General features: G+C 71.0%; 14 protein-coding genes and 1 pseudogene. 9 read left to right on the forward strand and 6 right to left on the reverse strand.

The window, feature by feature from the left end; genetic code table 11:
- Positions 1-87 precede the first annotated feature (87 nt).
- Entirely contained in the window at positions 88-1,116 is a 1,029-nt protein-coding gene (locus OHS82_RS12035; protein WP_057575561.1) for an alpha/beta hydrolase, read from the forward strand.
- An 87-nt stretch (positions 1,117-1,203) separates the two neighbouring features.
- The gene (locus OHS82_RS12040; protein ID WP_079041018.1) at positions 1,204-1,974 is read left to right on the forward strand and encodes an AraC family transcriptional regulator; all 771 of its coding nucleotides are present in this window, start codon (positions 1,204-1,206) and stop codon (positions 1,972-1,974) included.
- 314 nt (positions 1,975-2,288) lie between these two features.
- Here the strand turns inward: OHS82_RS12040 and OHS82_RS12045 are convergent, their stop codons facing one another.
- Together OHS82_RS12045 and OHS82_RS12050 are read right to left on the reverse strand one after the other, a co-directional pair.
- Positions 2,289-3,242 carry a Ppx/GppA phosphatase family protein gene (locus tag OHS82_RS12045; RefSeq protein ID WP_057575557.1) on the reverse strand — a complete coding sequence of 318 codons (954 nt, stop codon included), beginning with the start codon at positions 3,240-3,242 and terminating at the stop codon, positions 2,289-2,291.
- 199 nt (positions 3,243-3,441) lie between these two features.
- Positions 3,442-3,630, reverse strand: a complete 189-nt coding sequence (locus OHS82_RS12050) for a ribbon-helix-helix protein, CopG family (protein ID WP_057575555.1) — start codon at positions 3,628-3,630, stop codon at positions 3,442-3,444.
- Between the two features lie 528 nt (positions 3,631-4,158).
- Between OHS82_RS12050 and modA the strand changes: the two genes are divergently transcribed.
- Genes modA through OHS82_RS12065 form a run of 3 tightly spaced genes read left to right on the forward strand, consistent with a single transcriptional unit; the run spans position 4,159 to position 6,991 of the window.
- Positions 4,159-4,986 carry a molybdate ABC transporter substrate-binding protein gene (modA, locus tag OHS82_RS12055; protein WP_057575553.1) on the forward strand — a complete coding sequence of 276 codons (828 nt, stop codon included), beginning with the start codon at positions 4,159-4,161 and terminating at the stop codon, positions 4,984-4,986.
- Positions 4,983-5,870 (forward strand): molybdate ABC transporter permease subunit, encoded by an 888-nt coding sequence (gene modB, locus OHS82_RS12060; RefSeq protein WP_057575551.1) that lies wholly within the window; start codon positions 4,983-4,985, stop codon positions 5,868-5,870. The genes modA and modB overlap by 4 nt, the downstream gene beginning before the upstream one ends.
- A complete protein-coding gene (locus tag OHS82_RS12065; protein WP_328433852.1) occupies positions 5,867-6,991 on the forward strand; it encodes an ABC transporter ATP-binding protein in 1,125 nt (374 codons plus the stop codon). Before modB ends, OHS82_RS12065 begins: the two co-directional genes overlap by 4 nt.
- A 230-nt stretch (positions 6,992-7,221) precedes the next feature.
- Here the strand turns inward: OHS82_RS12065 and OHS82_RS12070 are convergent.
- Positions 7,222-7,746: pseudogene (locus tag OHS82_RS12070) on the reverse strand (hypothetical protein); the annotation flags it as partial.
- A 56-nt stretch (positions 7,747-7,802) separates the two neighbouring features.
- Here OHS82_RS12070 and OHS82_RS12075 point away from each other — a divergent pair.
- Entirely contained in the window at positions 7,803-7,979 is a 177-nt protein-coding gene (locus OHS82_RS12075; protein WP_328433854.1) for a hypothetical protein, read from the forward strand.
- A gap of 77 nt (positions 7,980-8,056) precedes the next feature.
- On the opposite strand, the gene OHS82_RS12080 is transcribed toward OHS82_RS12075, so the two are convergent.
- A complete protein-coding gene (locus tag OHS82_RS12080) occupies positions 8,057-8,485 on the reverse strand; it encodes an ester cyclase (protein ID WP_328433855.1) in 429 nt (142 codons plus the stop codon).
- Positions 8,486-8,590: 105 nt separating this feature from the next.
- A complete protein-coding gene (locus OHS82_RS12085) occupies positions 8,591-9,427 on the reverse strand; it encodes an SDR family NAD(P)-dependent oxidoreductase (protein ID WP_328436056.1) in 837 nt (278 codons plus the stop codon).
- Positions 9,428-9,670: 243 nt separating this feature from the next.
- On the opposite strand from OHS82_RS12085, the gene OHS82_RS12090 reads away from it, so the two are divergent.
- Entirely contained in the window at positions 9,671-10,267 is a 597-nt protein-coding gene (locus OHS82_RS12090; protein WP_328433856.1) for a TetR/AcrR family transcriptional regulator, read from the forward strand.
- A 435-nt stretch (positions 10,268-10,702) separates the two neighbouring features.
- On the opposite strand, the gene OHS82_RS12095 is transcribed toward OHS82_RS12090, so the two are convergent.
- Positions 10,703-11,326, reverse strand: coding sequence for a TetR/AcrR family transcriptional regulator (locus OHS82_RS12095; RefSeq protein WP_057575540.1), 624 nt, complete (start codon positions 11,324-11,326; stop codon positions 10,703-10,705).
- 148 nt (positions 11,327-11,474) lie between these two features.
- Between OHS82_RS12095 and OHS82_RS12100 the strand changes: the two genes are divergently transcribed.
- Entirely contained in the window at positions 11,475-12,470 is a 996-nt protein-coding gene (locus OHS82_RS12100; protein WP_057575538.1) for an NADP-dependent oxidoreductase, read from the forward strand.
- A gap of 66 nt (positions 12,471-12,536) precedes the next feature.
- Positions 12,537-13,403, forward strand: coding sequence for an alpha/beta fold hydrolase (locus OHS82_RS12105; RefSeq protein ID WP_328433857.1), 867 nt, complete (start codon positions 12,537-12,539; stop codon positions 13,401-13,403).
- The last annotated feature ends 12 nt before the right edge of the window (positions 13,404-13,415 follow it).

Here is a 13,415-nt window from a genome sequence, read left to right on the forward strand (position 1 = left end):
CCCCGGTGTCATGGCGGTCACCACGGGCAGCCGAGGACGGTGCGCGGGCGCCGGGCCGCCGATCGTGACGAGGAAGGACGTGCGCCGTTGAATGCCGAACCCGCAGGACGTCGCGGCGGGCGGGACCGCCCTGCCGTCGTCCTCGACCCCCTCGTGCAGCGACTCGTCGACGCCAGCGCCGGCCCGCCCTATCTGCACCGGCTGGGACCGGCCGACGGCCGGCAGGCCCTGCTGGAGATGCAGGGTCACCCGTTCGAAGGCTTCGGCCCGGACGCCGAGTTCCGGGTGGCGCCGGTGGGTCCCCGCGGGCTCGTCGGGTTCTGGCTGTTCCGGCCGAAGAGGCCGGCGGGCCCGCTTCCCGTCGTCGTGTATCTGCACGGCGGACGGTGGATGCTGGGTGACGCCCGGACCCACGCGCGCCTGGCGGAACAACTGTCGGACCGGAGCGGCGCCGCCTTCGTGGTGCCCGAGTTCACCCGTACCCCGGAGGCCCGGTACCCCGTCGCGCTGGAGGAGTCGTACGCGCTCCTGACCGCGGTGACGCGGCAGGCCGACGAACTGGGTCTGGACGGCCGCAGGCTGGCGCTGGCCGGCGACTGCACGGGCGCGACGATGGCCACGGCGCTCACCATGCTGGCCAAGCGGCGGAACGGCCCCCGCATCCGGGCGCAGTTGCTGTACTACCCGATGACCGATCCGCACTCCGCCACCCCGTCGCGGGACGAGTTCGGTTCCGGCTACCTGCTGCCGAGTGAGGCTCTGGACTGGTACTGGGGTCAGTACACCGACGACTCGCGCGCGCTCGCCGAGCCGACGGCCTCGCCGATGCGAGCGACGGCAGCGGACCTCGCGGGTCTGCCGCCGGCCCTGATCGTGACGGCGGAGGCCGACGTCGTCCGGGACGAAGGCGAGCAGTACGCCCGGCTGCTGCGGCAGGCCGGGGTCCCGGTGACCGCCACCCGCTACCTGGGGACCGTGCACGACTTCGTGTCCCTGAGCGTGCTGCGGGACAGTCCGCCGACGGTGGCGGCGATCGAGCAGGGCGGCCACTTCCTCGAACGGCTTCTCGCCGACCGGACTTCGGTCCCTGCCGAAGACGGACCGTCACCTTACTGATGCGTGGGGAGCGGGCCGTTTGCGAGGGTGGGAGACGTGAGGCCGCGTTCGGCGGCAGTCCCGCACAGGAAGGCCGACACCACAGCGATGCCCCCAGGAGACGACGCCGGCCCCTTCGTGTACATGCCCTGGCCCGCCGGAGGCGACGACAGACATCTGCACCTGGGCGTCAACCTGTCCGACCGGACCGTGCCCCTGCGGCCGGGCTCCCCGCATGTGCTGAGCCCGGGCGACCTCGTCGTCCTCGGCACGGTCGCGCCCGTCGGCGACCTCGCCGAAGAGGTGGCCTTCTTCCGGGTGCCGCGCTTCCTCCTCGACGTACCGGAGGAAACGCTGGGGTGTGCTCGCGTGATCCGGGTGAGCGGCAGTAACGGCTTGGCGGAATGCGTCTCCCTGTTGCTGTCGGCCCTCGCGAGGACATCGCTGTCCCGGGACTCGGCGGTCGGCAGACGACTCGGCCTGAACACCGCCGACCTGGTCGCCCTGCTGCTCAACGACGTCCAGGAGGCCGTCGGCGCGGGCGACCCGGCCGACCCCGCTCACGATCTGTTGCGGCGCGTCCAGACGCACATCCAGGAGAACCTCGCGGACAGCAGCATGTCACCGGATTCGATAGCCCGGGCGCACCACATCTCCGTGCGGTACCTGCACAAGCTCTTCCGGAGCAGCGGCACCACCGTCGGCGCCTGGATCAGACAGCACCGCCTCGCCGCCTGCCGTCTCGAACTGCGCCGACACCGCCGCAGCGTGGCCGTGGTCGCCCAGTCCTGGGGCTTCACCAGCCCCTCCCATTTCAGCCGCGTCTTCCGGCAGACCTACGGCCTGTCGCCGAAGCAGTGGCAGAACTCGGTGCTCTGACCTCACGCGACTCGCTCCCCGTGTCCGACGCGGGGCGACGACCGTGAACGAGCACCTGGCCCATGACGCCCACGGCCCCGGCCCGTCCCGCCGGGAGGACCTGCGGACCGATCACCCGGGCGACCGGGAGCGGCCTCAGGCCAGGGCGTCCTCGCCCTCGCCGGGCGGCACGCCTGGTGGCTCCCCGCCTGGCTCGACCGCGTCCTGTCCGACCTCGGCGTCGAGGGCACAGGCCTGCAGAAGGCGCCGGAAGGGGAGCACAAGACCGAGCGGGTCTTCTGAGAGCCTTTCGGGAGACCGGGTCCCCGCCCCGCTCAGCCGGCGGCGCGGGGCCGGCCGGCCGGGGCGGGAGCCATGCCGAGGTGTTCGAGCAGGAGCCCTTCCCGGGTGGACCAGGGGCAGACCTCGACGCTCTTGGCCCCGCAGGCCTCCATGAGCGCCTGCGCGATCAGGGCCCCGGCCAGGGACTGCTCGGCGCGGTGCCGGGAGATGCCCGGCAGCTCGGCCCGGCGGGACGGTGCCGCGTCGGCCAGCAGGGAGACGGCCGTGCGCAGTTGGGGCAGCGTCAGCCGCCGTCTTGTGCGCGGTGTCCTGCTCTGGGCGGCGGCGAGCCGGGCGAGCTGCTCGAAGGTCTTGGAGCAGGCCAGCACCCGCCCTCCCCGCTCGGCCTGCGGCAGGTCGGGGACGGCTTCCAGCGACCGGCGGAGGTGCTGCAGGACCTCCGCCAGGCCTCGGCGGGACGCCGCCGAGCCGCCGGGGAGCCGGTCCCGGGTGATCCTGCGGGCGCCCAGCGGCAGCGAGTGGACGACGCGAGGTTGGTCCCCGGTGCCGGCGGCGATCTCCACGGTGCCGCCGCCGATGTCCAGGACCAGCAACTGCCCGGCCGTCGGGCCGGCCCACCGGCGGGCGGCCACATAGGCGAGCCGCGCCTCCTCCTCGCCGGGCAGCACGCGCAGGCGGGTGCCGGTGGCGCGGGCCACCCGCGCGATGATCTCGTCACGGTTGGGCGCGTCCCGGATCACGGAGGTCGCGAACGCGAACACGTCCGGCCCGGGCAGACGCGGATCGGCGGCGACGGCCTCGGCGACAGCCCGCTCGACGCTCTTCATGCCGGCCTTGTCCAGACGCCCCTTGCCGTCGAGGGTCTCGTGCAGTCTCAGCCGAACCTTGCGGGAGAACACCGGCTCCAGAACCGTGCCCGGACGCCGCCGCACCACCGTCAGCAGAGCGCTGTGACACCCGACGTCGAGCACACCTGCCTGCCGCATCCCATCGCCTCCCCCTCGCCCCGCGCTCGGCCCGACGGCCGTTCCCGTCCTCCGACACCCTTCGACGACAGCAGGACGGGTATGCCGGGCCGGCGGGTAAGCATATCGTCACCAAGCGAAGCGTCGCCTGAGCGTCCCGTTCGCCGGACCCCCCTCACCTCCCTCCGCCGTGGACAGACGTCAGGAAACGGGGAACCGGTCACTCCAGGTGGTGCAGGATCTCCGCATCGCTGTCCATGAGCTCGGCCAGGACGTCATCGACCTTCGGCTCAGCCCGATCCTGGGCGTCACGGATGGCCTCGACGGCGAGTTCCCGCTTGCTGCGGCCCTCCCGACGAGCCCGCTCGGTGAGCTTCGCGTCAAGGTCATCGGGGAGTCGGAGTGTCATCGCCGCACAGGCATGATGCCCGGCCGGTATCCGGGCGGCGAGGTGATACCGGCCACCCGGGACCGAGCGCGGTGCCGGGAATCTCCGCACGAGCCCTGGAGGCGTCGCCGGCCCAAGCACCTCCGTGCCGGACCAGGGGCGGGCGGCGTTCGCCGTCAGGTCCACGGGGTGCGGCCGCCGTCCACGCGGATCGCCCGGATGCCGCCGACGTGCCGGGCCCCGAGTCGGGGGCGATGTCCGCCCAGGCCGGCACGGCGCGATGGAAGCGCAGCCGGTCCCACGCCGCCGTACAAACGCACATGCCATGCCAGAAGATCCATGGTCCGGCTCATGCGAAGCGACAGGAGACTTTTGCCTCGCATCTGCGGAAGTATGATCGGCGTAGGCACACCTACCGGATCGGGGACTCGGCCGCCCTGCCCGGTGCCGGTGCCGCCGCCGTGCGGCGGTTGCCGTGATCAGGTCGACCGGCGTGGTGGTCGAGAGTCCGCAGACGTGTCCGCCAGGACCAGAGGGAGTTCACCCGCGATGACCCGTTCCGCGCGCCGGACCCGCCGGATGCTGCAGGCGTCCGGCGCATGCGCCGCAGCCCTGCTGGCCGTGAGCGCCTGCTCGTCGTCCGACTCCGGCTCGTCCGCGAAGGCGGGCTCCGACGCGTCGGCCTCCGCCTCGGACAAGCTGTCCGGCACGGTCACGGTCTTCGCCGCCGCCTCGCTGAAGGAGAGCTTCACGACGCTGGGCAAGGAATTCGAGAAGGCCCACCCGGGCACGAAGGTCACCTTCAGCTTCGGCGGCAGCGACACCCTCGCCGCGAGCATCACCGCCGGCGCCCCCGCCGACGTCTTCGCCTCGGCCAGCCCCAAGACGATGGCGATCGTGACGGACAAGGGCGGCGCGGAGGGCACGCCCGCCACCTTCGTCCGAAACCAGTTGGAGATCGCCACCCTGCCCGGCAACCCGGACAAGATCACGTCCCTGAAGGACCTCACGAAGTCCTCGCTGAAGGTCGTGCTGTGCGACAAGGCGGTCCCGTGCGGCGCCGCCGCCCGGAAGGCCCTGGACGCGAGCAAGCTGAAGCTCACTCCGGTCTCCTACGAGGAGGACGTCAGGTCGGCCCTGAACAAGGTGGTCCTGAAGGAGGCCGACGCCGCGGTGGTCTACAGGACCGATGTGAAGGCCGCGGGTGACAAGGTGGAGGGCGTGGACTTCCCCGAGTCGGCGCAGGCCGTCAACGAGTACCCGATCACCCTGCTCAGGGGCTCGGAGAACGCCGAAACCGCCAAGGCGTTCATCGCGCTGGTACGGTCCGCCGAGGGCCAGAAGGTCCTGACCGCGGCCGGGTTCCTCCAGCCGTGACCTCCCCGCCCCCGGACAAGGCCGGCGCCGCGGACACCCTGACCGGTGGCCCGCGCGGCCCGCGGCGCCGCCGCGTCCGCGGAGCCCCGGGGGGACGCGGCGTCGGCGGCAGCGCCCCGCTGCCCCTTCTCCTGCCCGCGCTGATCGGGCTGGCGTTCCTGGTCCTCCCCCTCGTCGCCCTGCTGATCCGGGCCCCCTGGCGGAGCATGCCCGAGCTGCTGACCAGCACCGAGGTGTGGCAGGCGCTCCAACTGTCCCTGGTCTGTGCGACGGCGGCGACCGCGGTGAGCCTGGTGCTCGGGGTGCCGCTGGCCTGGCTGCTGGCACGGGTCGAGTTCCCGGGGCGCGGCCTGCTCAGGGCACTGGTCACCCTTCCGCTGGTGCTGCCGCCGGTGGTGGGCGGCGTGGCGCTGCTGATGGCGCTCGGCCGCAACGGGGTCATGGGCCGGTGGCTGGACTCGTGGTTCGGGATCACCCTGCCGTTCACCACCGCCGGGGTCGTCGTCGCCGAAGCCTTCGTGGCGATGCCGTTCCTCGTCATCAGCGTCGAGGGCACCCTGCGGGCCGCCGACCCGCGCTACGAGGAGGCGGCCACGACGCTCGGCGCGTCGCGGTTCACCGCGTTCCGCCGGGTCACGCTGCCGCTCATCGCCCCCGGCATCGCGGCCGGCGCCGTGCTGGCGTGGGCCCGGGCGCTCGGCGAGTTCGGCGCGACGATCACCTTCGCCGGCAACTTCCCCGGCCGCACCCAGACCATGCCGCTCGCCGTGTACCTGGCGTTGCAGAGCGACCCGGAGGCCGCGATCGCCCTGAGCCTCGTCCTGCTGGCCGTCTCGATCGCGGTGCTGGCCGGGCTGCGTGACCGCTGGATGACCGCTCCATGAGCGACACCGGCAAGACCGCACGCGACGCGCACCCCGCACCGGACCCGGTCGGTGCACCCGCCCCGGCCGGAGAAGGACTCGACTCCCGGCTGCTGGTCGAGCGCGGCTCCTTCCGCCTCGACGTGGCCCTGACCGCGGCGCCGGGTGACGTCGTCGCGCTCCTCGGCCCCAACGGCGCCGGCAAGACGACCGCGCTGCGCGCCCTCGCCGGCCTCGTCCCGCTGACCGACGGCCACCTCCGCCTGGACGGCGTCGAGTTGCACGGCACAGCGCCGGAGTCCCGCCCGGTCGGCGTCGTCTTCCAGGACTACCTGCTCTTCCCCCACCTCACCGCCCTCGACAACGTGGCCTTCGGGCCGCGCTGCCACGGCGCGACGAAGGCGCAGGCACGCGCCCGGGCCGCGAAGTGGCTGGAGCGCATGGGCCTCGCCGACCACGCCGGGAGCAAGCCCCGCAGGCTCTCCGGCGGCCAGGCGCAACGCGTCGCCCTCGCCCGAGCCCTGGCCACCCACCCGCGTCTGCTGCTCCTCGACGAGCCGCTCGCCGCCCTCGACGCCCGCACCCGCCTCGACGTCCGCGCCCAACTCCGGCACCACCTCGCCGAGTTCGAAGCGGTGGCCGTGCTCGTCACGCACGACCCGCTGGACGCGATGGTCCTGGCCGACCATCTCGTCGTCGTCGAGGACGGCCACATCGTCCAGCAGGGCAGCCCGGCCGACATCGCCCGCCACCCGCGCACCGACTACATCGCCCACCTCGTCGGCCTCAACCTCTACCAGGGCGAGGCCCGAGGCCACATGGTCCGCGTGGACGGCGGCCCCGGGATGACGACCGGGATCACGACCACCGAGGACCTCACCGGCCCGGTCTTCGTCGCCTTCCCGCCCAGCGCGGTCACCCTGCACCGGGACCGCCCCACCGGCTCCAGCGCACGCAACCTCTGGCGGTGCGAGGTCGCCGGCCTGGAGACCCACGGCGACCAGATCCGCGCCGACCTCACCGGCGAACTCCCGCTCGCCGCCGACCTCACGACGGTGGCGGCGGCGGAGCTCGGCCTGCATCCGGGCGCCCCGGTGTGGGCGACGGTCAAGGCGACCCAGACCCACGCGTACCCCGCTTGAGGGCGCGAGGCCCTCAAGGAGACGTGCGGGGCGCGGGGCCTCGACGGAGTCGACGCCACCGGCGACGCCCGCATCACAGTCTGCGCGGTAACGGCGGATCCGTCGTTGGACCGCAGCACCCGCGCGGGACCCGGCCGGCTCCAGCGTCCGCGAGGCTGTGCGGCAGCACCTGATACGAACTCGTCACTCGCGTCCTTGCAGGTCAGCGGCATCTTTCTGTCGTCAGGACGTCAGCTCACCCAACCCGCTGAACAGCCGGGGTCGGCCCAGGGAGCGGGTAGTACCCGAGGAGACACCCGGTGCACCAGGCGCCCCATGGGGACGCCGAGGACCATCGGCACTATGCACACCATCAGCAGCCGCCAGGCCGATTCGAGGGTGCTGGGCTGCTGGACCATGCCGAAGTAGAGGCTGAGGGCGAAGAAGAACCCGATGAGCCCGAGGAAACTGATCATGGCGATCAGTGCGGTGGCGGTGAAGGAGGGGCTGCGGAACAGTGTCAGGTCCAGCATCGGGCTGGAGCTGCTCCGCTCCACCAGTACGAAAGCGACCGATGCGACAACGCCAGTGAACAGGGCGACCATCACCTTGGTGTCGGTGAAGGAGTCGGCGCCGGCCTTGATGATCCCGTAGACCAGGCGTCGCGGATCGCCGACAGCCACCGGTGGCCCCTCCAGGGTGGGGATCATGGTCAGGTCGGTGACCCACAGCCGGTTCGGCGCGGGTGCGGTGAAGTCGCGTTGCACCAGGTCGGGGACGAGGTCGGCGTCTGGGTCGCGGCGGACCGCACCAACGGGCCCACCGGCAGATCATGGCGCTGTTCGCCTCGGCCGACGCGCCGCTGCGGGCGCGGCGGGTGTGCGAGGCGACGGACCTGGAGATCGCGCCCAACAGCGTCAACAACACCCGCCTGAAGCTCAAGCGGCTGATCGAGCGCGGAACCTCGGTCGAGACCGAGCAGGGCTTGTTCGCCCAGCCGCGGCCGTAGCCGCCCGGCAGTGCTGCGGCCGGCCCGCCTGCTCCTCCCAAAAGGGTGGAACAGACATCAACTCACGTACGACCCTCTCAGGACTGCAACTGGGCGAGGAGCGTCGCCAGGTCGATGAGGCCCCAGTGCTCGGTGAGCTTCCCGTCGGCCACCTTGAACATGCGGAGCTCCAGCACGTTGATCGATCGGCCGGTGGCGGGAGTGCCGTTGAAGGGCCCGGTGTTCGTGCCGGTGAGGATGAAGCTGATCGCGAACCAATCGTCCTCGGCGACGACACGGACCGGCGTGGCGGCGAAGTCGGGGACCGCGTCGAGGAACGACGCCAGCACCGCGCGGGTCTCCTCGAGGCCGGTGGCGGTGCCGTCGGCGGCGTGGTTGCGGAAGTCCGGCGCGTACAGGGCGAACAGGGCGTCGAGGTCACGCAGGTTGACGAGCTTGACGTACTCATCGGCAAGCCGGTGCAAGTCGGCGGTGGACGCTTGGGCTTCGGCGTTCGAGGAAGACATGTGCTTCTCCGATGTGGATGGACGGAGCGGCTCCGCCCCGGCGATGGACAGTGGATTCAGGTCGAACCGGCGGGAGGGACTCCCGTACGGGAGTCGAAGCGGCGGTCAGCCGCGGTAGCGATCGGCCGGGATCTTCAGCGACAGGTTCGGGACGAGCGCCTGACGCGCCTTCTCAAACGACTCCCAGTCGCTGATCTGGGGCAGTGACGGGATGGTGACGGGCTCCCCGGCGTCGAGCCCGGCGAGCGCCGCGTCGACGACGTCGCCCGCGCTCATGATCCACTCGTCGGGGAACGCCCCGAGGTCGGCGCCGGAGCCGTCCCAGAATTCCGTGCGGACGGCGCCCGGCAGCACGGCCTGCACCACGACGGGGCTCTCGGCGAGCTCCTGCTGCAGGGCCTGGGTGAACGTCAACACGTAGCTCTTGGTGCCGCTGTAGACGGCGCTGACGGGCAGGATGTTGAGAGCCAGAGCAGAGGAGACGTTCACCACGGTGCCGCGTCCGCGGGCCGTCAGCCCCGGCAGGACCGCGGTGGTCAACCTGGTCAGCGAGGTCACGTTGAGGTTGATCAGCGCCTCGGAGGCCGCCGCGTCGGAGGTTGTCAGCGGGGTGAACAGCCCCCCGCCGGCGTTGTTGATCAGTACCTCGATGCTCTCGTCGGTCCGCAGACGCTCCTCGACCACCGAGATCTGCGCCGCATCGGTGAGGTCGGCGGAGATGACGTCCACCGCACGGCCCGTGCGGCTGCGGATGTCCGACGCCAGCGTTTCCAGCCGCGCGGCGTTCCGGGCCACCAGGATCAGGTCGTAACCCCGGTCGGCAAGCCGCTGCGCGTAGGTGGCACCCAGGCCGGCGGATGCGCCGGTGACGACGGCGGTCTTGTTCTGCGTGGTCCTGGGTGGGTCTCTTTTCTGGGCTGGCGGATGCGTGTTTGGGGCCAGAGCATCGGTCCCCGATTTAGATTACGGTAGCTATCTAACGTCGCCCGGTCAACAGCCCGCGACACCGCCGACCACCGCCCACCGCCCACCGCCCACCGCCCACGACCGGAGGCCGGAGCGGGCGCACGAGCTCCTCGCCGCGCGGCAGCGAGGAGAGGCGTACGGAAAAGGGCGCCACTGCCGACAGCCCAACGCTTCGCATACGATAGATACATTCAATTATCTAACGTGAGCAGGTGACTGATGAGTCGCGTTTCGCAGGCACAAGCGCTCGAGAACCGCAGGCGCGCGGTCGCCGCGGCCTCCCAGCTCTTCCGGGAGCGCGGCGTCAACGGCATCAGCGTCGCCGACCTCATGAAGTCCATCGGGCTGACCACGGGCGGCTTCTACAAGCAGTTCCCCTCCAAGGACGCCCTGGTGACCGAGGCTGCTCAAGCCGCTTTCGGGGACCTCGACGTACTCCTGGCAGGGTTCGACACGACCCACGGCGATCACGACACCGCGCGCGGCGCCCTCGTCGACTTCTATCTGTCGGCCGAGCACCGTGACCAGCCCGGCACCGGTTGCCCCACCGCGGGATTCGCAGGGGACATGGCTCGCGAGCCCACAGCCGGAGAGTTGCGCGAAACGTACGCGGCCGGAGTCCAGGAATTCGCCGCGTGGATGTCCACCGACGCCGACGACGGCCTTCCCATGGTGGCCACGCTGGTCGGCGCGATCCTGCTCGCCCGGGCCACGGCGGGCACAGAACTGTCGGAGAAGATCCTGGAGTCGACCCACAAAGCCCTGACCGCACCACACGGGCCTCGACCCGGAACCCTGGGGACAGGAACTGAGTGAGCGACTGGGACCCGACGCCACGTAGGTAGGCAATCTCCGCAATCCCAGCAGCACGCGGTGGCGGTAGCACTCCGGCCTCCCGCCCCACCCCTCCAGCCATGCCGGAGTGGTCAGCAACGGCCGGATGACCTGCCGTTTGGCCTCCGTCATGTCGCAGGCGCAACACCGCACGCCCTCCGGCCCGTCCGCCACGTCGCCGAACCGGTGCGTGAGGCAGTCACACGACAGGGACGGTCGATGGCAGCCGAGTACCGGCGTGGACGCGGCGCTTTGCACGCGGCCCTGGACCAGGGCTGGATAGTCTCGCCGAGTTGCGCGGCACGGATCGCGGCGACGTACCCGCTCGGGCCGGCGCCGAGGGCGACGACGCCGTAGGGCGTGCTCATGAGGTACCCCTTTCCAGGGTGTTCGATGGCCGGCTCGTGGAGCGAGTGGTCATGCGGCGCGGTGGCGGGGTGCCAAGGTGGCGTGGATCTGGTCGCGGATGTCGGCGAGGACGGCTTCGTCGCTGCGGTGCAGGTACACGGTGGCGGTGGTGCCGATGTGGATGATCGCGGTGATCACTCGCGCCAGCGTCGCCGCGTCGGCGGCATCGAAGTACCCGTCGCTGGTGAGCAGGCCGGTGATGCCGTCCTCGAGGCGGCCGGCAAGGGTCAGGCCCGCTTGCCGGTATGGCTCGGCCGGGTCGCCGAAGACGAGTTCGCGCAGGTATGCGCGGCCGTTCTCGATGTGCTCCCTCACACACTCCACCACGGGGCGGATGAGGGCGATGACCCGCTCCAGCGGGCCCTGTCCGACGGCGGCGTTCGCGGCGGCGAGGCCGGAATCGACGGCGGCGGCGAACTTCTCGTTCTGCACCATGATCAGCAACTCGGCCTTCGTGGACGCGTACAGGTAGAGGGTGCCGATCGCGACGTCGGCCCGGTGGGCGATCTGCTGCGTCGTGACCCCGCTGACGCCGTGTTCGACGAACAGCTCGCGGGCCGCGGTCATGATGCGCTCGCGCTTGGCCTGTTTGGCCCGCTCGCGGCGCCCGATCGGCATGTGGCCGCGTCCCATGGGGCCTCCCTTGACAATAATTCTGAGCACACTCATAGTTGAGCCTACTCGGATTAATTGAGTGAGGCGAGACCCCAGGTGTCGCGCCGAATTGGCCGACTTGGTCTCAGACCTGGATAAATAGGATGAAGGCAAGGAGAGACGCCCCATGCGAGCGTTCGTCGTCACCAAGTACAAGGAGCCGCTGCGGGAGGCGGACGTCCCCGAGCCCACCGTGGGGGAGCACGACGTGCTGGTCCGGGTGGAGGCTGCCGGGCTGAACCCGCTGGACGAGAAGATCCGCGCCGGTGAGTTCAAGCAGATCCTGCCCTACAAGCTGCCGCTGATCCTGGGCAACGACGTCGCGGGCACCGTCGTCCGCGTCGGGACGGCGGTTCGCGGGTTCAAGCCCGGAGACGAGGTCTACGCCCGGCCCCACCAGGACCGCATCGGCACGTTCGCCGAGCGCATCGCCGTAGCGGAGGGCGACCTGGCGCTCAAGCCCGCCTCGATCAGCATGGAAGAGGCCGGCTCGCTGCCGCTGGCGGCGCTCACGGCGTGGCAGGCGCTGGTGGAGCGCGGGCGGGTGCGGCCCGGGCAGAAGGTTCTCATCCACGCCGGCGCCGGCGGGGTCGGTTCGATCGCGATCCAGCTCGCCGCGCACCTCGGCGCGAGCGTCGCCACCACCGCCGGCGGTTCCAACGCGGCCTACGTGCGCGCGCTCGGCGCGGACACGGTGATCGATTACCGCACCCAGGACTTCGAGCAGCTCCTGACCGGCTACGACCTGGTGCTGGACAGCCTCGGTGGGGAGACCCTCGAGAAGTCCCTGCGGGTGCTCAAGCCCGGCGGCAAGGCCATCGGGATCGCCGGTCCCCCGGACCCCGGGTTCGCGCGCGAGGCCGGTCTGAATCCGCTGCTGCGCCTGGCGGTCGCAGGCCTGAGCGGCAAGATCCGCAGGCAGGCGAAGAAGCTCGGCGTGACGTACGAGTTCCTGTTCATGCGCTCCAGCGGCGACCAGCTCCGCCAGATCACCACCCTCATCGACCAGGGCGCGGTGCGCCCGGTCGTGGGAAAGGTGTTCCCCTTCGACCAGACCCCGCAGGCGCTGCAGTCCCTGTCCCAGGGCGGCATCCGCGGCAAGGCCGTCATCGGCAACAGCTGACCCGCCGCAACCGCGACGGGCGACACGAAACACACAGCGACACAGCACACGCAAGGAGACTCCGTCATGAGCAGCACCGACACGCCGAACGAAGCCGTCATCACCTCCTACGCGAAGGCCCCGGCCCGCACCGTCAACGCCGGTGGCGTCACCTACGCCTACCGCGAGCTGGGTCCGAAGGGCGGTATCCCCGTCGTCTTCTTCGTCCACCTCGCCGCGACCCTGGACAACTGGGACCCGCGCATCGTCGACCCCATCGCGAAGGGCCGTCACGTCATCGCCTTCGACAACCGCGGTGTCGGGGCGTCCACCGGTCAGGTGCCGGACAGTGTCGAGGCGATGGCCGACGACGCCTACACCTTCATCAAGGCGCTCGGGTACGACAAGATCGACGTCTTCTCCTTCTCCCTCGGCGGCATGGTCGCTCAGGCCCTGGTGGTGAAGCACCCCGAGCTCGTCCGCAAGCTGGTCCTCACCGGCACCGGGCCCAAGGGCGGCAAGGACATGGACAAGGTCGCCAGAGTCACCTACTGGGACATCCTGCGCGCCACGTTGACCCGTTCGGACCCCAAGGAGTTCCTGTTCTTCAACCGCAATGCCACCGGCAAGCCCGCCGCACGCGCCTTCGTCAACCGGCTCAAGGAGCGCACCGTCGACCGCGACGCGGACATCAAGACCAAGGCGTTCCAGACGCAGCTGAAGGCCATCAAGAAGTGGGGGCGCTCCGCTCCCGACGACCTGTCGTCGATCACGCAGCCCACCCTGATCGCCAACGGCGACAACGACCGCATGGTGCCGTCGGTCCTGTCGGAGGACCTGCACCACCGCATCAAGGGCAGCGAGCTGATCATCTACCCCGACTCCGGGCACGGCGGCATCTTCCAGTACCACGACCGGTTCGCCCCCGTGGCGGTCAAGTTCCTCGCCCCATGACAACGCGTCGGG

Origin of the sequence: Streptomyces sp. NBC_00425, from assembly GCF_036030735.1 — a bacterium.
Taxonomy (GTDB): domain Bacteria; phylum Actinomycetota; class Actinomycetes; order Streptomycetales; family Streptomycetaceae; genus Streptomyces.

What these genes read in the sequence shown, in the direction of transcription:
- OHS82_RS12050 (WP_057575555.1), bottom strand. Translation starts at nt 3,630, where the DNA reads ATGACACTCCGACTCCCCGATGACCTTGACGCGAAGCTCACCGAGCGG.
- OHS82_RS12105 (WP_328433857.1), top strand. Translation starts at nt 12,537, where the DNA reads ATGAGCAGCACCGACACGCCGAACGAAGCCGTCATCACCTCCTACGCG.
- OHS82_RS12090 (WP_328433856.1), top strand. Translation starts at nt 9,671, where the DNA reads ATGAGTCGCGTTTCGCAGGCACAAGCGCTCGAGAACCGCAGGCGCGCG.
- modA (WP_057575553.1), top strand. Translation starts at nt 4,159, where the DNA reads ATGACCCGTTCCGCGCGCCGGACCCGCCGGATGCTGCAGGCGTCCGGC.
- OHS82_RS12040 (WP_079041018.1), top strand. Translation starts at nt 1,204, where the DNA reads ATGCCCCCAGGAGACGACGCCGGCCCCTTCGTGTACATGCCCTGGCCC.
- OHS82_RS12080 (WP_328433855.1), bottom strand. Translation starts at nt 8,485, where the DNA reads ATGTCTTCCTCGAACGCCGAAGCCCAAGCGTCCACCGCCGACTTGCAC.
- OHS82_RS12065 (WP_328433852.1), top strand. Translation starts at nt 5,867, where the DNA reads ATGAGCGACACCGGCAAGACCGCACGCGACGCGCACCCCGCACCGGAC.
- OHS82_RS12095 (WP_057575540.1), bottom strand. Translation starts at nt 11,326, where the DNA reads ATGGGACGCGGCCACATGCCGATCGGGCGCCGCGAGCGGGCCAAACAG.
- OHS82_RS12045 (WP_057575557.1), bottom strand. Translation starts at nt 3,242, where the DNA reads ATGCGGCAGGCAGGTGTGCTCGACGTCGGGTGTCACAGCGCTCTGCTG.
- OHS82_RS12100 (WP_057575538.1), top strand. Translation starts at nt 11,475, where the DNA reads ATGCGAGCGTTCGTCGTCACCAAGTACAAGGAGCCGCTGCGGGAGGCG.
- OHS82_RS12075 (WP_328433854.1), top strand. Translation starts at nt 7,803, where the DNA reads ATGGCGCTGTTCGCCTCGGCCGACGCGCCGCTGCGGGCGCGGCGGGTG.